General features: G+C 75.1%; 16 protein-coding genes and 3 pseudogenes. 10 read left to right on the top strand and 9 right to left on the bottom strand.

What is annotated here, in order from left to right; all coding sequences use genetic code 11:
• The first annotated feature begins 733 nt into the window (after window positions 1-733).
• The 5 genes from IE98_RS0128625 to IE98_RS0128595 all read left to right on the top strand — a co-directional run bounded on the left by IE98_RS0128625 (window position 734) and on the right by IE98_RS0128595 (window position 7,548).
• Window positions 734-3,421, top strand: a complete 2,688-nt coding sequence (locus IE98_RS0128625; protein ID WP_030273863.1) for a hypothetical protein — start codon at window positions 734-736, stop codon at window positions 3,419-3,421.
• Between the two features lie 232 nt (window positions 3,422-3,653).
• Window positions 3,654-3,884: a hypothetical protein gene (locus tag IE98_RS49500; RefSeq protein WP_030273861.1), complete on the top strand. Its 231-nt coding sequence runs from the start codon at window positions 3,654-3,656 to the stop codon at window positions 3,882-3,884.
• 306 nt (window positions 3,885-4,190) lie between these two features.
• The gene (locus tag IE98_RS43240) at window positions 4,191-4,400 is read left to right on the top strand and encodes a hypothetical protein (protein ID WP_052391082.1); all 210 of its coding nucleotides are present in this window, start codon (window positions 4,191-4,193) and stop codon (window positions 4,398-4,400) included.
• 1,173 nt (window positions 4,401-5,573) lie between these two features.
• On the top strand, window positions 5,574-6,179 hold the full coding sequence (locus IE98_RS0128600; protein WP_030273855.1) for a lipopolysaccharide biosynthesis protein: 606 nt from the start codon (window positions 5,574-5,576) through the stop codon (window positions 6,177-6,179).
• Window positions 6,180-6,309: 130 nt separating this feature from the next.
• Window positions 6,310-7,548: an acyl-CoA thioesterase/BAAT N-terminal domain-containing protein gene (locus tag IE98_RS0128595; RefSeq protein ID WP_234443710.1), complete on the top strand. Its 1,239-nt coding sequence runs from the start codon at window positions 6,310-6,312 to the stop codon at window positions 7,546-7,548.
• Window positions 7,549-7,590: 42 nt separating this feature from the next.
• On the opposite strand, the gene IE98_RS0128590 is transcribed toward IE98_RS0128595, so the two are convergent.
• Entirely contained in the window at window positions 7,591-7,809 is a 219-nt protein-coding gene (locus IE98_RS0128590; protein ID WP_030273851.1) for a hypothetical protein, read from the bottom strand.
• Window positions 7,810-8,015: 206 nt separating this feature from the next.
• Here IE98_RS0128590 and IE98_RS0128585 point away from each other — a divergent pair, with 206 nt between their 5' ends.
• Entirely contained in the window at window positions 8,016-9,185 is a 1,170-nt protein-coding gene (locus IE98_RS0128585; RefSeq protein ID WP_030273849.1) for an alpha/beta hydrolase, read from the top strand.
• A gap of 191 nt (window positions 9,186-9,376) precedes the next feature.
• Window positions 9,377-9,682, top strand: coding sequence for a DUF3040 domain-containing protein (locus tag IE98_RS0128580; protein ID WP_030273847.1), 306 nt, complete (start codon window positions 9,377-9,379; stop codon window positions 9,680-9,682).
• 27 nt (window positions 9,683-9,709) lie between these two features.
• Here the strand turns inward: IE98_RS0128580 and IE98_RS0128575 are convergent, their stop codons facing one another.
• Entirely contained in the window at window positions 9,710-10,144 is a 435-nt protein-coding gene (locus IE98_RS0128575) for a DUF5959 family protein (protein ID WP_052391081.1), read from the bottom strand.
• A gap of 169 nt (window positions 10,145-10,313) precedes the next feature.
• Here IE98_RS0128575 and IE98_RS0128570 point away from each other — a divergent pair, with 169 nt between their 5' ends.
• Entirely contained in the window at window positions 10,314-10,850 is a 537-nt protein-coding gene (locus IE98_RS0128570; RefSeq protein ID WP_063749019.1) for a hypothetical protein, read from the top strand.
• A 171-nt stretch (window positions 10,851-11,021) separates the two neighbouring features.
• On the opposite strand, the pseudogene IE98_RS52320 reads toward IE98_RS0128570, so the two are convergent.
• Window positions 11,022-11,147: pseudogene (locus tag IE98_RS52320) on the bottom strand (cold-shock protein); the annotation flags it as partial.
• A gap of 628 nt (window positions 11,148-11,775) precedes the next feature.
• Here IE98_RS52320 and IE98_RS0128565 point away from each other — a divergent pair.
• Window positions 11,776-12,138 (top strand): hypothetical protein, encoded by a 363-nt coding sequence (locus tag IE98_RS0128565; RefSeq protein ID WP_030273841.1) that lies wholly within the window; start codon window positions 11,776-11,778, stop codon window positions 12,136-12,138.
• A 213-nt stretch (window positions 12,139-12,351) separates the two neighbouring features.
• Here IE98_RS0128565 and IE98_RS51210 read toward each other — a convergent pair.
• Window positions 12,352-12,566, bottom strand: a pseudogene (locus IE98_RS51210) (alpha/beta hydrolase); the annotation flags it as partial.
• Between IE98_RS51210 and IE98_RS46880 the strand changes: the two are divergent.
• Window positions 12,501-12,647 (top strand): annotated as a pseudogene (locus IE98_RS46880) (alpha/beta hydrolase); the annotation flags it as partial. The pseudogenes IE98_RS51210 and IE98_RS46880 sit on opposite strands and share 66 nt — an antisense overlap.
• Before the next feature lie 136 nt (window positions 12,648-12,783).
• Here the strand turns inward: IE98_RS46880 and IE98_RS50205 are convergent.
• The 5 genes from IE98_RS50205 to IE98_RS0128535 form a co-directional block, all read right to left on the bottom strand.
• A complete protein-coding gene (locus IE98_RS50205) occupies window positions 12,784-12,939 on the bottom strand; it encodes a DUF6131 family protein (protein WP_199922981.1) in 156 nt (51 codons plus the stop codon).
• Between the two features lie 205 nt (window positions 12,940-13,144).
• The gene (locus IE98_RS0128550; protein ID WP_030273839.1) at window positions 13,145-14,356 is read right to left on the bottom strand and encodes a globin domain-containing protein; all 1,212 of its coding nucleotides are present in this window, start codon (window positions 14,354-14,356) and stop codon (window positions 13,145-13,147) included.
• Window positions 14,357-14,559: 203 nt separating this feature from the next.
• Window positions 14,560-15,117 carry a nitroreductase family protein gene (locus IE98_RS49495; protein WP_052391079.1) on the bottom strand — a complete coding sequence of 186 codons (558 nt, stop codon included), beginning with the start codon at window positions 15,115-15,117 and terminating at the stop codon, window positions 14,560-14,562.
• Window positions 15,114-15,470 (bottom strand): DUF6092 family protein, encoded by a 357-nt coding sequence (locus IE98_RS49490; protein ID WP_030273835.1) that lies wholly within the window; start codon window positions 15,468-15,470, stop codon window positions 15,114-15,116. The genes IE98_RS49495 and IE98_RS49490 overlap by 4 nt, the downstream gene beginning before the upstream one ends.
• A 174-nt stretch (window positions 15,471-15,644) precedes the next feature.
• Window positions 15,645-16,835 (bottom strand): MFS transporter, encoded by a 1,191-nt coding sequence (locus IE98_RS0128535; protein WP_234443718.1) that lies wholly within the window; start codon window positions 16,833-16,835, stop codon window positions 15,645-15,647.
• Between the last annotated feature and the right edge of the window lie 100 nt (window positions 16,836-16,935).

Here is a 16,935-nt window from a genome sequence, read left to right as displayed (position 1 = left end):
GCCCGGCGCCGTGCGATGTGCGTCGCGTCCAGGGCGGCGCCCCCCGATCCGGCAACGGACCCCGGGAACCGGCGGGCCGGGCGGACCGTCCAAGACGCACAGCGGCATCGACGTCGGGAGGCCCGGGGAATGCCCGGACGGAAGGCAGCGCGCGCGACGGCGGCCCTGCTCCTCGTGCTCGGCGGTGCGGCGGCGGGCTGCGGGCCCACCCACGGCCCCGCCGGACGACCGCTCCCGCCGTCCTCCGCCGCAACGGACCCCTCCCGCCCCGTCGGGACGGATCCCGCCGCCACCCCGGCGCCGGACGCCCCGGCCCCGGCTCCGTCCGGCGCCGTGAGCGCACCGACCGCTCCGGTGTCCCGTCCCGCTGCGCCCCTCCGCACGACCGCGCCGACCGGTGACCCGGAGAACCCGGTCGACCTGCAACACCGCCCGACCCGGTAGCCGGAAAGGCCATCGCCCCGACCGCTGCTGACGGCCGCTCGCCTCCGCGGCACGCTCCCGCCGTCGCCCCGCTCCTCCGGTCACCACCATCGGGCTCCGACGCCCCGCGCCCGGCCTCGGCCGGGACGGCGGGGCTTTCCGGTATGCATGGATGTATTCACCGTTTTGGATTTTGACGATTCATTACATCCCGGCGCCTTCACGCCGCACGGTGCGACCGGAAGGCTTCGACCGACCCTTCGCCGAGGCGCGAGACCGGCGCCCGGCCATCCCGGGAGGAAACCGCACCGTGCCCAACAGGCAACGACGCCAACCGCTCCTGTGTGCCGTCATACTGACCGCACTCGGCCTGACCACCGGCCAGGCCGTCGCCGCTCCCGCCCACGCCCCGCGTCCCCGGCCGGCGCGTCACCTCGCCGACCTCGCCCGGCAGCACGCCGCGAAGACCGAGGCGGGCCGGCCGGGCCCGCTCTCCGCCGTCAGGGCCGAGGGCGGCGGTGAGGACGAGGGCGACGAGGCCGAGAACTCCGCCGAGGCCACCGAGCAGTTCACCGAGGCCCGCACCGCCCCCGGCGTCGTCGCCCCCGGCGCGTACGGCGCCGCCTGGGCCCGGCTGCAGTCGATGCCGCACACCGCCGGCTCCTGGGACCACGTCACCGACAGGGCGTACGACGCCGACGACCCGCGCTACCGCGACGTCAGCTCCAACTCCAGCGGCGGCTCCGGCAGGGTCACCGGCCGGATCACCGGCATCGCCGCCGACGACGACGGCTACGTGTACGCGGGCGGAGCCAACGGCGGCGTCTTCCGCTCCCGCACCGCCGGCGGCCACTGGGAGGCCGTCTCCGACCGGCTGCCCTCGCTCTCCACGGGCGCGCTCGACCTCGACGGCTCGGGCCGGCTCTGGTACGCCACCGGCGAGTCCAACACCGGCGCCACCTCGTACGTCGGCACCGGCGTGTACGTCCTCGCCGACCCGAAGCACGGCGAGTTCCGGCCCGGCGACCGGGTCGGCGGCCCCGAGCTGGAGTCGACCACCGTCCACGCCCTGCGCTTCGCCGACAGCAAGGTGTGGGCCGCCACCAGCCGCGGCGTGTGGAGCCACTCCACCACCGACCTGCGCGGACCGTGGACCCTCGAGTTCGCCCCCAACCCGAGCTACCTGCCCGGCGGCGCCGACGCCGAGGACCCGAGCGCCCCCTACAAGAACATCGCCAACGACATCGCCGTCGACCCGAAGGACCCGTCGAAGGTCCTGCTCGCGATCGGCTGGCGCAGCGGCGACACCTACAACGGCTTCTACGCCAGGGCGGCCGACGGCAGCTGGCAGCGGGTCGGTGCGCTCGGCGACCTGCCCTCCGGCGCCGGGGACGTCGGCAACGTGACCTTCGCCCGCTCGAAGGACGGCTCGCGCTACTACGCGATCGAGCAGTCGCCGACCAAGCAGGCCACCGACCCGGACAGCGGCCTGCAGGGCGTGTACGTCTCCCGGTCCGGCTCGCCGTTCGGCCCGTGGACGCCGATCGCCGACAAGGACAGGCTCAAGGGCTCCGGCTCGGCGCTCCAGGACGACGGCTACCAGCCCGGCATCCAGTCCTGGTACAACCAGTTCCTCCAGGTCGACCCCACCGACGCCGACCACGTCTACCTCGGCCTGGAGGAGGTCTTCGAGACCACCGACGGCGGCAGCACCTGGACCACGCCCGGCCCGTACTGGAACTTCGGCTTCGCCTGCTGGTCGATCGACCCGGCCCGGCAGACCGGCGACTGCTCGCCCACCACCCACTCCGACCAGCACGCCGTCGCCATCGGCAGCAACCACGGCAGGACGAGCGTGTACGTCGGCAACGACGGCGGCATCTACAGCCGCCCGCTCAAGGGCGCGCTCGACGCCGGCGGCCACGCCAAGGACTGGAAGTCCCTCAACGACGGCACCATCGACACCCTCCAGTACTACTCGGTGGGCGTCGGCACCGACCCCGCCGGCCACGGCGTCGTCGTCAGCGGCGGCCTGCAGGACAACGGCGAGTCGGTGCTCCGCGCCCGCGACCGGGTGATGGGCTCCGACTTCGGCGGCGACGGCGCGGACACCCTCGTCGACCCGCGGAATGGCTGCAACATCGCCGAGGAGTACGTCTACCTCGCCATCGCCGTCACCCAGAACTGCGCCGTCAACGACGGCTCCTGGACGACCGACCCGACCAAGGCCACCAGCTGGTCCGTCGCCCCGCCCGACAGCGCACTCGGCGGCGCCGGCGCCCGCTTCATCGCGCCGATCACCACCGACGACAAGAACGGCGACAGCTGGATCGCCGGCGGCCGCCACGTCTGGGTCCAGAACAAGGGCTTCGCGATCCGCAGCGGCGACGAGTGGAGCGCCGCCTACGACCTCGGCGCCGGCCACGTCGCCACCGCCGTCGCCTCCTCCGGCGGCACCGTCTACGCCGGCTGGTGCGGCCCCTGCAACAACCAGGGCTTCACCCGCGGCATCGCCACCGGCAAGGCCGACGGCACCGGCTGGCACCAGCTCGCCCTGCCCGTCGACGGCGCCCTGCCCAACCGGTACGTCTCCTCCCTCGCCGTCGACCCGGCCGACGCCCAGCACGTGTACGTCGCCTTCAGCGGCTTCTCCCGGGCCTGGACGGAAGGCCCCGGCGCCGGCGTCGGCCACGTCTTCGAGAGCCGGGACGGCGGCACCACCTGGACGGACCTCTCCGCGAACCTCCCCGACGTACCCGCGAACTCGCTCCGCCTGCTGCCGGACGGCGGCCTCGTCCTCGGTACCGACCTCGCCGCCTTCCACCGCGCCCCGGGGGCGAAGGACTGGCGGGTCATCGGCGAGGACCTGCCCACCACCACCGTGATGCAGCTGAGGACCGGCCCCGACGGGCAGCTCTACGCCGCCACCCACGGCCGCGGCATCTGGTCCATCGACCTGCGCCGCCTCGGCCGCGGCCACCGCGGGACCGAGGACTGACCGACCCGAACCACCGGTGTCCGGCCCGCGTGCACAGCGGGCCGGACACCGCTGCGCCGCCCGCCGGTGCAGGTGGGACCGCGGCCCGTCGGTCGTGCAGCACGGCGAGACCCGGCAGGGCGCCGGACCGGGTACCACGGCAGCCCGCCGACGCCGGGCCGGGAGCGGTTCACTGCTCCGTTCGAGTGACACGGAGGTTCGTCGGACCGCCAGGGCGGGCAAAGCCTGCGGCATGACGACACCCTCACCGAGGCGCCCCCGCCGCCCCCGCCGCCGTCCGGCCTCCCCCTCCGCGGCCGTCCCCACCGCCCCCGCCTGCGGCGAACGGCTTCCGGCCCCGGGCCGGGTCGCCGTCGCCCGCGCCTGCTGCCGCACCTGGTCGAGCGAACGCATCTCCCAGGGCGGCACCGTCGTCCGCACCACCTGGCACGAGCCCGCCTGCCGGTCCTGGGGCCGCGGATGACCGCACCCGTCGTGCCGGGCACCCGGTTCGGGCCCGGCGCCACGGTCGTCCGCCGCGACGTCCACCACGGGCGGGTGTGGTCGGCGCAGCCCTACCGGGCGATCGCCGACACCGGCACCGTGCTCCACCTCGCCCACCGGCCCGGCGTGCGCTCGCTCGCACCGACCTCCTGGACCACCGCCGTGCGCACCGGCGACACCGCCGCGCGCACCGGCGTGGTGCAGGACCTCGCGGCCGGCACCTGGGAACTCGGCCCCTGGACCTGGCAGGACGCCGCCGTCCGACCGTCCTGCCGGCGAGGAGGCCGTGCTGACGGCGGCCGAACCGCCGGCGAACGCCGCCGAGCACGCCGGTGGACCGCTCGCCCTCGAAGTGGCCCGGCACGGCGGCCGGCTGCGGGTCGCCGTCACCGACGCGAGCGCGGCGCCCGCACACCTGCTGGTGCCCTACCGCCCCGTGGCCCTGAAGGGCCACGGCCTGCGTGTCGTCGACCGCGTCGCCACCGCCTGGGGCTGAGTCCGGAGCGGCAACGGCAAGACGGTCCGGGCCGACCTCCGGCTCCCGTCCTGGCCCGATATCCGCCCCGCCCGGCACACGTCGCACGCCGCCCCGGCCCCGCTCGCCCGTCACTGAACCCGCGCCACCGGGAGTCGCCCCACCCCGAAGCGGGCCGGCGGGTCCTGCCACTGCCCCGACCGGGCAGGAGGGATCCGCGCGCGCCGATCCGCCGGCCGGGCCGTCAGGGTGCCGCCGGCGCCGCCGTCTCCGCTCTCCCGCCCCGGGCAGCGCGTGATCCCGGGTGGGAAAGCCCGTGTCTGGCACGGTTTGTCCATGTCTCAACTCTTCGCTCCACCGACCCCGGTTCCCGTCCCGCCGTGCTGCCCCGCGCAGGGCACTCACTCCGATCGGGTCGTGCTCGCCCGGAGCGCGGCCTGCCCGGCCCGGCCGGCCCCGGGACAACCGGCCCCGGGAGAAGGAGGGCCGGCATGAGGGAGCGGTTCGGCGTCGCGCTCCTCCGGGTGAGGCAGCGTCTGCAGAGCGGAACCGGGCCCGCGGCCGGGACGGCGCTGGTGCGCAACGGGCGGATCCTGGCCGCCAGCGCCGTCCTGGCGGCCGGCCTCGGCGCCCTGTTCTGGCTGCTGGCGGCGAGGTGGTTCAGCACCGAGGAGGTCGGCCGCAGCCACGCCCTGCTCTCCGCCGCGATGCTGCTCGCGACGCTCGGCTCGCTCAACCTCGGCGACGTGCTGGTGCGGTTCCTGCCGACGGCGGGGGAGCGGGGCCGGTGGCTGGTCGTGCGCTGCTACACGGTCGCCACCGCGGCCGCCGCCGCCGTGGCGGTGGGGTTCGTCCTGCTGGCCCCGCGGCTCTCGCCCGGCCTGGCGGAGCTGCGCGAGCCGGGCTTGGCGGTGCTGTTCGTCCTGGCGACGGCCGGCTACGCGGTCTTCGTCCTGCAGGACGGCGCCCTCACCGGTCTGCGCCGGCCGGGCTGGGTGCTGGGCGAGAACGTGGTCTTCGCGGTGGCGAAGGCGGTCGGCCTGGCCCTGTGCGCGGCGCTGGCCGTCGGCGCCGGCATCCTGCTCTCCTGGGCGGTCGGCCTCGCACTGGCGGTCACGGTGGCGAACGCCGTGCTGTTCGCCCGCGCCCTGCCCGCCGCCCGCCGCACTCCCGGCACCGGCGCCGCCCCGCCGGATGGCCAGGTACGCCGCCGCGGACTACGCCGGCCAGCTCGGCCAGGTGGCCGTCTCCAAGTCCCTGCCGCTCCTCGTCCTCGCCCGGCTCGGCGCCGAGCAGACCGCCTACTACTCCCTCGCCTACCTGGTCACCGACACCCTCTACCAGGCCGCCTACGCCATGGGACAGTCCCTCACCGTCGAGGGCGCCGCCGAACCCCACCGCCTCGCCGAACACGCCCGCCGCATGCTCCGCCACACCACCGTCTTCATCGCCCCGGCCACGCTCGTCGTGGTCGCCGCAGCCCCCTGGATCCTCAGCCTCTTCGGCACGGACTACGCCGACCACGGCACCACCGTCCTGCGCCTCATGGCCCTCTCCGCACTGCCGAACATCCTCTTCGGCATCGCCGTCCACGTCGCCCGCGTCCGTCAGGCCCTGGTCTTCCTGACCGGCCTCCAACTCGCCTTCGCCGCAATGCTCCTGGTGTCCGCGCTGGCCCTGATGCCCGGCTACGGCCTCACCGGGGTCGGCGCGGCCTGGCTGTTCACCTCGACCGCCGTCGCGCTGGCCCTCGCCGCCACGGCCCCGCGCTGGCTGTTCACCCCGCCCGGCCGGCCCTGAACCCCTCCCGCCGACGGTCCGGTACGGGCCGCCAACCCCCCTTGACCAACACCCGAGCCCGGCGCCGACAATGACCGGTCGTCACTCGTTCGGGGGGAAACCGATGAAGGCAGCAAGGCGATCGGCGGCCGTGGCACTGGCCGTGGCACTGGCCGTGGTGTTCGGGCTCGCGGGGGCGGGCTGCTCCGCGGAGTCGGACGGCCCCGCCGAGGTCGGGGTCGACGCGGTGAGCAGCCTCGCCGACGCGCCGGTGCACCTGCGGATCACCGGACTCGCCGGGGGCGAGCAGGTCACCGTCACCTCGTCCGCCGACGACTACCGCGGGCAGCAGTGGCAGGCCCACGTCGACTACCGCGCGGACCGGCACGGCACCGTGGAGCTCGACACGGCCGTCCCGCTCGCCGGCGGGTCGTACGCCGAGGCCGACGGCATGGGGCTGTTCTGGTCGATGGACCCGGTCGGCCAACCCGCCGACCGGGCCGGATTCCTTCCGGTCGTCCCCGAGCAGCGGGCCTCCTTCGACGTGCGGATCACCGTCACGGCGCACGGCCGCGAACCGGCCGCCCGCACGCTCACCCGGCAGTGGACCGCCGCCGGAGTGTCCACCGAGCGGCTGTCCGCGGCCACCGACCACGTCGACGGCCAGCTGTTCCTGCCGCCGCCGGGCACCCGGGCACGGTCGGCGGTGCTGGTGTTCGGCGGCTCGGAGGGCGGCGACAGCCAGCGGTACACGGCGGCGCTGCTCGCCTCGCACGGCCATCCGGCGCTCGCCGTCGCGTACTTCGCCGAACCCGGGCTGCCGGCCACCCTGCACGACGTGCCGCTCGAGTACTTCCGGACGGCCGCGCGGCTGCTCGTCGCCCGGTCCGCGGCGGCGTCGGCCCCGGTGGTCGTGATGGGGTACTCGCGCGGCAGCGAGGCCGCGCTGCTGCTCGCCCAGGACTACCCCGACCTCGTCCGGGGCGCCGTGGTCTACTCGCCCTCGGCGCAGGTCAACCCCGGGCTGCCGGGCGGCGGCAGCGCCTGGACGGTCGACGGCCGGCCCGTACCGCAGCAGGTGATCCCGCTGGACCGGGTCAGCGGCCCGATCCTCGCCGTCGCGGGCGGGGCCGACCTGCTCTGGCCGGCGCCGGGCTGGGCGCGGGCGATCGGTGCGGCCGTACCCGGCGCGAAGCCCCGGCAGGCACTGGTGTACCCGGCCGCCGGCCACGGCGTCGGCACCTTCCCCTACCTCTCCGCCCCCACGCAGTTCGTCAATCCCACCAGCGGCCGGGTGGACCTGCTCGGCGGCACCCGGGCGGGCAACGCCGCCGCCCAGGCCACCGGCTGGCCCCGGGTGCTCGCCTTCCTGGACGCGGTGCCCGCCTGATGCCCGACCCCCCCTGACCTCGTCCCCCCCGGAGACGGTGGATCAGCCCCGGCAGCCGGGGCAGTCGGCCGGGACCGGTGCCGCGGGCGGTTCCCCGGTACCGTCCAGCCAGCCGGAGAGCCGTTCGGCCAGGGTGAAGTCCTCGGGGAACAGGGCGTGGTCGAGGCAGCGCACGTTCGGGTCCCAGCCCCACATCCGCCCGTCCGCGGTGCTGTGGTCGACCAGGGACCGGATCGCGCAGCCCCAGGTCAGCAGCGGCACGACGGAGGCCGGATGCCCGGGACGCGCACGCCGGCCGAGGTACTCCCCCAGCAGCGGCTCGCCGTCACCGAAGGCGAAGCTCGTGTCGGTCGGCGAGAGCGCCTCGCGCCGCGAAGGGAGCGGCGGGCGCGGCCGGTGCCCCGCGGACCCGTTCCGGGGGCACAGTGGAAGCAGGCCCGCTCGTACGGACGGCGGTGATCGGAGCCATGGGACTGACCGGCCGCGCGCTGCTCGTGCTCGTCGCCGCGACCACGGTGCTCACGGTGCTCGGCACGCTGTGGATCTGGCCGTACCTGGCCGTCCGCAGCTGGCCCGCGATGTTCGCACGGCTGGGCACCGTCCTCCTGACCCAGATCCTGCTGCTCAGCACGCTCGGACTGCTGGCCAACGACTACTTCGCCTTCTACAGCAGCTGGAGCGACCTGCTGGGCCGCAGCAAGGACTCGGTCGTCGTCCAGCTCTCGCACTCCGGCACCGGCACCGGCACCGGCACCGGCACCGGCGGAGGCGGCGGGGTGCGGGGCGCCGGCGTCCAGCAGCTCGGCAGCGACGGCGTCACCGCGCAGGGCGCCTTCAGCCGGGATCCGGCCCGGGTGGGCCGGCTGGAACGGATCCGGATTCCCGGGCCGAGCAGCGGTCTGTCCAGTGACGGCTACGTCTACCTCCCGCCGCAGTACTACCGGTCCGCGTACAAGGACGCCCGCTTCCCGGCGATCGTCGCGATGACCGGATTCCCCGGTGAGGCGAGGAACCTGGTGACCAAACTGCGCTACCCGGCCACCGAACTCCGGCTGATCGAGGACGGCGCCGTGAGACCCGCCGTCCTGGTCCTGATGCGGCCGTCCCCGACCATGCCCAGGGACAGCGAGTGCGAGGACGTCCCGGGCGGCCCGCAGGCCGGGACCTACTTCGTGACGGACGTGCCGCGGGACCTCAGAGCCGCCTACCGGATCGCGGCGGGGCCGGGCTCGCTCGGCATCATGGGCGACTCCACCGGCGGCTACTGCGCGGTCAAGCTCGGCATGGAACACCCCGGGGTGTACTCCGCGGCGGTCTCGCTGTCCGGATACTTCGCGGCCGCCCACGACCCGACCACCGGCGACCTGTTCGCCGGGAACCGGCACCGGCGGGCGGAGGCCGACCTCGGCTGGCGGCTCACGCACCTGCCGCCGCCGCCGGTGGCCGTGCTGCTCGCCGACAGCAAGCAGGACGGCCGCACCTATGCCGACGCCCGGGCCTTCGCCGCCGCCGCGCATCCGCCGATGACGGTCGACCAGGCCTTCGTCGCCACCGGCGGCCACAACTTCACGACCTGGGTGCGGCTGCTGCCCGCCTCGCTCACCTGGATGAGCGCCCACCTGACGAACCCCGGCTGACCCGTCGCACGACCCGGCTGCCCCCGCCGACCCCGCCGACCTGGACGGCCCGGGCGGCAGCATCGGCGCTCCCGCGGGCGGAGCGCGCCGACACGCCGCTTCGGACGCCGTCCGTTCGGCATTGTCCGCCGCCCACCGGGTACAGGATCCATACCGGATGTGCCGTGTCGAGCCGATTCGGGAGGCGCCCCATGCTCACTCAGCGTGAACTGCGTCTGCTCGCCGAAGCCGAGGACGACCTCGCCCGCGACCGTCGGCTGGCCCGGAGGCTGGTCCGGCACCGCGTCGGCCCCCGCTGGTGGGGGAGTCCGCGGACGCTCTGCGCACTCCTGGTGGTGCTCGGGATCAGCGGCGCGGTGGCGGTCGTCGCCGGATGGGCCACCGCCACGGCGACCGGGGTGCTCGCCGGCGCCGCCGTGTGGGGCAGCACCTGGGTCGTGGCCGGGGTCTTCGTGGCCCGGATCGCCGTCCTGTCCCGGACCGGCCGGGCCCGCTGAACCACCACCGGATGCCCGTGCCCGGGCTCAGCCGCCGTCGGCGAGCCGGGTGCGCAGCCGGTCGAGCCGGGCCGCGGCGCGGCCGGCCCAGCCGTCGCGCAGGTGCAGCGGCACGCTCACCGTCACCCCGCTCTGCACCGGGTCGCGGATCTCCACCACGAACGGGTCGGCGGCGTGCAGCCGGAGGTAGGCGCTGCGGCCGGCCTCCGGCCAGTCGGTGGTCGAGCCGTCGGGCAGGGCGCCGGAGTCCTCGGCCGCGGCGCGGGCGGCGAGGTAACCGCCGAGGTCCGCGAGGTCGGCGTCGGTGAAGCGCAGCGGCAGCAGCGTGCGGACGAAGCCGGTCTCGATCACGATCTCGCCCTCGTGCCAGCCCTCGTACGGACCGCCGCCCGCCGTGTTCGCCAGCTCCACCGCGACGCTCTGCGACCGGTCCGCGAACCTGACGACGTCCAGATCCCCCACGTGTACCCCACTCCTCGAATCCGTTCCGGCAGCCCGCCGTCCCATGCGGGTTGCGGCCGGGGTCGCCCGGTGCCGGCCCCGGACACGGCATCCTGCCAGGTCCGCCCGACAGTGCGCCGAAATCCCCGCGAGCGCGGACACGACCCTGCGCTAACATCCCTGATCGATCATGGACGAGAGGGATGCGGTGCACGTGGACCAGCAGAGCGCGGAGCGAGTGGAGCTCGCCTACACCCTGACCGTCGAGGACTTCCGCCAGGCCCTGCGGGCCCGGGCGAAGGTGTCCGCGGCGGCCCGGCGGCAGCGGGTGCTGTTCCCCCTGATCGCGGCCTTCGCCGTGGTGGCCGGCGGGCTCTCGCTCGCGCAGGGCGAGGGTGTCCCCGTACCGCTCGTGGCGATGCTCCTCGCCGTCGCATTCGCCCTCGTCGGGGTGCCGTGGCTGCAGGCACGGCAGTTCCACCGGCTGACCGCCGACAAGGGCGAGTTCCGGGTCGTGGCGGATTCCACCGGGATCACCGTGGCCAACCTGCACTCCACGACGACGCTCGCCTGGGCGGCGGCCCCGCGCCACGTCGAGACCCATGAGCTCTTCGTGCTCTTCAGCGGGGACAAGAACGCGTCCTGCCTCACCGTCCTCCCCAAGCGCGGCACCGACGACGTGGACGGCCTGCGTGCCCTCCTCGCCCGCCACCGGCCCGCCGACTGACGGGCAGGCCCGGCTCTCGGGCCGGCCGGCTCACCGACCGTCACTTCCGCTGCGGAACCGGGACGTTCTGCGTGGGCACCATCGAGGGCGGCCGGACGCCCGGGCCTGGAGTGCGGCGCGACGCAGAGGGGCCCGCACCGCGCATCTGCGCGGTGCGGGCCCCTCACCGAGCAGCTCACGGAAGCCGTTGGCGTTGATGTTCGAGTAGTGGGCGAAGACGTCCGGGCCGCCACCCTCCTGCTCGATGAAGCCGAAGCCCTTTTCCGAGTTGAACCACTTCACGGTGCCATTAGCCATAAAAACTTCTCCTTCAAGGGGCTTTCCGGAGCGCGCACCGCGCGAGCTCCGCGTCGCCGTGATGAGCACCCGCCCGGGGAACAGCCGGGAAACAAAAATGCGCCTGCGCAATACATCAGCAGGCGCACACAAAGTTCATGGGAACCACTACTGCAACTGAATCCAGCCTAACAGGCCGGGAGCCGTCGCGGGAGTAAAAGCCACGCCCGGTTTCGCCGGTCCCTCGCGCCGGGGCACCGCCCCGGACCGCCCGGGCCGTCAATGCACCCGGGGTGCAGGACGGTTGGGACCGCCGGGTGCTCCGTTCGTACGCAGGACATTTCGATCGAGTCACCCGCCAGGTGCGGCGTGTCGGCCCCCTTCGCCGGGCTGACCGTCACCGACGGTGATTCCGGCCCGACCGGCGAACCCGCAGGAAAGGCCGGCCCCCGTACGTCCGGCGCACAGGATGGCAATCGGCTCGCCGGCACCGCGCCGTCGGCGCCCGCGGCCCCCGCGGTCACCGGCCCTCCGTGCCGACCGGCCCCGCCCCGCCCCGGCCCCGCAGCCTGCGGGAGGGCGGTCGCCACCACGGTCACCGCCCGGGAAGGGGCGAGGGGCCGCGGGGTCGTGTCCTAGTCTGGGATTCATGCCGAACCCTGACGGGCTGCTCGTCGACATCGCCGCAATGGTCGAGTCCGAGCACAGCAACCAGATGTCCCTGACTGTGGTGGTCCCCGGTGCGGTGATCACCGGCCGGCTCGCGCCGGTTGCGCTGTGGCGGGAACGGGTGGCAGAGGTGCTCCAGGCCTCGGACCACCTGAAGCCCTTCGCCGCACTCTTCGCCCCGCTCGGCGAGGGGCCGCCCTCACGGCCCACCCACCTCCACCTCCACCGGGCGAAGATCCTGCAGGGCGACTTCGGGCTGCCCCACACCGGCGGCATGTACCGCATCGCCATCGAGGAGATCAACAGCTGGACGGTCGGCGACCTCAGCTACTCCACCACCTGAGAGCCGTGCCCGGCCGCGCCGCTGCCGGCGCGGCCGGAGCCGGGAACCGGTGCACCGTCAGGTCCGCCGGGCGGGGCGGCGCCCGGCCGGCCGTGGCGGCTTCTGCACCGCCGTGCGCCGCTGCGCATTCGAGGAGGTGGGACCCGTCAACGCCGTGACAGGTCGGGCCTCCCTCCCCCGCACGGCCCGGGGACGCCCGCACCAGGCATCCGGCCGGCGCGCCGCCATGGCCTGGAACTCGGCGATGAGCTGCGCCAGGTCCTCGCCCGCCTCGACGCGGGCCGGTTCCCGGTCACGATCCGGTCGAACTCCTCGTCCACCGGCCGGTCGCCGTGGCCGGGGACGTCCACCGCGACCACCGCACTCGGCCGCGGGCCGCCGCCCCGGCCCTCTTCGACGCATTCGGTTCGGCCGAGAAGACCCTGCACGCCGATCCCGGCCGGCACGGCGAGGTGCCGGCCGTCGAGCTCGACAGCACCGTGCGGTTCTTCGCCCGCCACCTCGGCTGACGGCCGCACCCGGTCCCGTCCCGGCCGGCTCCGACGACCGCCGGCCCGGCCCGTCCACGAAGGACGGACCGGGCCGGGCGGACCTCAAGGGTCAGGCTGCCCCGAGGGGGTGAGGGAAGGAAACCACCGCAGGGCGTCAGTAGTAGTGGCGCCGGCCACCGACGGCGTGGCCGAGCAGTCCGGCGACCCACAGGACGAGGCCGATGAGGACCAGGATGATGCCGATGGTCCAGAGGAACGAGAGCCCCGTGACGAAGCCGATGATGAGCAGGATGATGCCGAGGACGATCACAGTGGCCTCCTTGGGACGTGCTGTGGGCCGGGCGAGGGAGGCGACCCGGGGAGATGCCTGGAGCCGGGCCGCCTCCCGGCAGGGGCCGGGAGTCCGTTCCGGCCCGCTGCCTGCTGAACAGCGCGTATACCGCCCCGCACGCAGGTCAAACCACCGGACCCCCGGGGCGGAGGCCCACCACCGCCGGTACCCCGGCGAGGGACCCTCAGTCCAGGTCGGCCTGCCACAGGTCGGGGCCGAACACCTCGTACTGGATGTCGTGCGGGGCCACCCCGCGGTCGATCAGGCTGCTGCGGACGGCCTGCATGAACGGCAGCGGCCCGCACAGGTAGTACAGGGCGTCGGCCGGAAGGTCGACCGCCGTCGGGTCCATCAGTCCGTGGAAGACCCCGTCCACCGGCTCGTGGCTCTGGGCGTCCTTCTCGAACCACAGGTACATCCGAGCGTTCTTCAGGGCGAGGACGTCGCCGACGACCTGGCGGCGCAGCGGGAAGGACGCGTCGTCGACGTCGGCGTGGAGCAGCGTGACCGGCAGCCCGGACTCGGCCGCGACCAGGTGCGAGAGCATCCCGGCCATGGGGGCGATCCCGATGCCGGCGCTGGCGAACACCACCGGCCGGCCGGCGTCGTCCAGCACCACGTCGCCGTAGGGCAGCGAGAGCGTCAGGGTGTCGCCGACCTCCACGGAGTCGAGCAGCAGTGCCGACATCTCGCCGTCGGGGTCGCCGCCCTCGCCGCGCACCCGCTTCACCGAGAACTGGCGGTGCTCGCCGTCGTCGGCCCGGGTCAGGCTGTACTGGCGCGGCTGGAGCTTCCCGTCGGGCATCCGCATCCGGACGGTGACGTACTGTCCGGGCAGCGAGGTCTTCACCAGCCGGTCGTCGGTCCGCTTGACCACGAAGGTGACCACGTCGGCGGTCTCCCTGACCTTCCGGATCACCTGCCAGTCCCGCCAGACCGTCTCCGGACGGACGCCGCGGGCGCTGTACAGTCCGCGTTCCTGGTTGATCAGGGCGTTGGCCATCAGCCAGTAGACCTCGTCCCAGGCCGCGGCGACCTCCGGGGTGACCGCGTCGCCCAGGACGTCGACGATCGCCCACATCAGGTTGTCGTGCACGACCCCGTACTGGTCGGGCCTGATGCCGAGCGAGGCGTGCTTGTGGGCGATCCGGCGGAGCAGCTGCTCGGGCACCCGCTCCGGCGTCTCCACGAGCGTGGTGGCGAACGAGGCCACCGAGCCTGCCAGCGCCTGCTGCTGGTGGCCGTGGACCTGGTTGCCGCGGTTGAAGACACCGTCCAGCAGCTCGGGATGCTCGCCGAACAGGTGGGTGTAGAAGCGCTTGGCGATCTCGCCGATGTGCTCGGCGACGACGGGCAGCGTGGCGACGATGACGGGCCTGGACTTGTCCGAGAGCACGGGACGCTCCTTCACGGATCGCGTGGTGGCCGGCGGTGGGCGGGCTCCGGACACGGGACCGGGCGGCTGCGCCCGCCCCCGTGCCGGCGCCCCCGGCCACGCTGCCCGCGCCGGGCCCGCGGGGCACCTCCGTGCGGCCGTTCGGGGGACGGGACGGAGCGGTTCGCCCGTGCTCCGCGGGCGGGACGGTGGTGGGCGACCGGTCAGGAGCGTTCCCACCGGACGAGGTCGTCCCAGGCGGGTCCGCCCCGGCGGTGGACGGGCGGCGGCTGCTGTGGTGAGGGGTGCCCGAGGCAGACGATCAGTTCGGGCCGGACCCCGTCCGGCAGCCCGAGCAGCTCGGCGACCGCCGCCCGGCTGAACGAGGTCACCGGCCCGGCGCCCAGCCCCAGGCCGTGCGCCGCGAGCAGCATGGTCGCCGCCGCCGTCCCCACGTCGATGTACGGACCGGGGTTGTGCTCCGGGAAGCCGTAGGCGCGCACCCGGTCCCGGTCGACGCAGACGACGACCGCCGCCGCCGGGCGCTGGAGCATGCCGGGGGAGACCATGCGGAGCGCCCGCAGCAGGCCGGGCCGGGTGACGACCACGTACCGGTGGAGGCGCCGGTTCCCGGCGTGCGGTGCGAACCTTGCGCTGTCCAGGACGGCTCGCAGTTGCTCGGGCCCGACCGGGGTGTCGGCGAGTGCGCGGACCACGCGGCGGGTGCGGATCGCCCGCAGGACGGCCTCCCCGTCGCCGCCCGCGCCCTCCCCGCCGTTCACGCGGCGCCGCCGTCCGTCGGCCCGTCCGGGTCGAGCGAGTCGCGCAGGTGGGCCGCCACCGTCCGGCAGAGCGCGTCCAGCCGGTCGACGTAGCCCTGCGGATCCCCGGCCCGGACGGAGGTCTCGGCGTGCCCGTGGCGTACCGCGCGGAGGAGGACCCGCAGCCGGTCGTCCGCCTGCGGCTCGATCATCTCGGCGAGCCGCCCCGCCGCCGTGAGCAGCCGCAGCGGTGCGTACTCGGCGGCCTCGTCCAGCTGGGTGCGGGCGGAACAGACCAGATAGGCGAGGAGTTCGACCGCGCCGTCCTCGTCCAGCACCCGTCCGGTCCGCTCCGCGGGTCCGGAACCGTCCATGGACTCGCCTCCCTCCGTCGTCGCCCTGCGAGCACCGGCCGCCAGCAGCTCTGGCGCCGGGCCGCCTCTGCCTGCCCCCAGCGTCGGCCGCACTCCGGTGGTCCGCACGCCGCCGTGTTCGCACGCCGCCGCCCTGCCGGGCGTACGGGTGTGCCGTGTTCCCGTGCGGCGCGGTCAACCGTTCGGTGGGTGTCCGCCGGCGGTCCGGCGGGCGACCGCGGGGGTGGCGAGGGCGATCAGGACGGCGAGGACGGCGAAGCCACCGGCCACCGTGGTCGCCGCGGCGGCTGACGCGACGACCAGCGGGCCGCCCGCGTCGCCGAGTTCCCGGCCGAGTTCGGCGGTGCCCATCGTCCGGCCCAGCCGCTCGGCGGGCGTCGCGGCGGCGAGCGAGGCGAACGCCAGCGGTGTGACGGTGCCCGTGCCGGCGCCGACAGCCATCGCCGCGAGCAGCATCCCGGCCAGGCCGGGGACGGCTGCCAGCGCCAGGCCGGCGGCGGTGACCGACAGGCCCGCGGTGATGCCCGGCGCGGCCCCGATGCGGCCGCTGTCCAACGCCAGTCCCGCGCGCGGCTGGACGACGGCGGTGCACAGCGCCAGCAGTGACACGGTGGCCCCGGGCGCCACCGGTCCGAGGCCGGCGGTGTGCCCGAGCACCGGCAGGAAGCCGACCCCTGCGGACAGCGCGGCCGTCGCGCAGGCCAGGGCCAGCGTCGGTCGGAGGAAGGCGCCGTCGGCCAGCTGCCGGGCCAGGTCGAGCACGGTCGCCCGGGCGCGCGGCAACGGCGCCACCGCCGGCACCGCCCACGCCGCCCACACGGAGACCGCGCCGGCCAGCACCGCCGTCACCGCGAACAGCAGCACCAGCCCGCCCAGCCACACAAGCGCCCCGCCCAGCAGCGGGCCGGCGGTGTAGCCGAGGCTCTTCCAGAAGCCGTACGAGCCGAACGCCCGCCCCTGCCGGGCCCGCGGGTCGAGCCGCGCCACCAGTGCGGACGCGGCGGGTGAGAAGGCGGAGGCCGCGGTGCCCTGGCCGAGCCGCGCCGCCCAGAGCAGCCCGGCGCTGTCCCGCAGCGCGAAGACCGCCGACGCGACCGCGGAGGCCACCAGCCCGCCGGGCAGCACCGGCCGCGCCCCGATCCGGTCGGCCAGCGCACCGAACAGCGGCTTGAGCAGCACCTCGGCCCCGTCGTACAGCGCCAGCAGGCCGCCCAGCGTCAGCCAGGAGTCGTGCCGTTCCGCCGTGAACCCGGCCAGGTTCGCGGCGACGCCGTGCGCCCCGAAGGCCGTGGTGAAGCCGGCCGCGTACAGCGGCCGCGTCCGCCACCGCGGCACCCCCTCCTCGGGGGTCGCCTCCGGCACGATCACCCACCTCCTTGCGGGCGGGCCCGGCGGGGCCTTCCGGTGGGGGCTACGAGCGGTGGGCCCGACACCGGGTTCGCCTCGGGACCATGGTCCGGCGGGG

Origin of the sequence: Streptomyces sp. NRRL B-24484, assembly GCF_000717715.1 — a bacterium.
Classification (GTDB): Bacteria; Actinomycetota; Actinomycetes; order Streptomycetales; family Streptomycetaceae; genus Kitasatospora.
The sequence above is the reverse complement of the archived record's forward strand: the minus strand, read 5'-3'. Positions and strand labels throughout refer to the sequence as shown.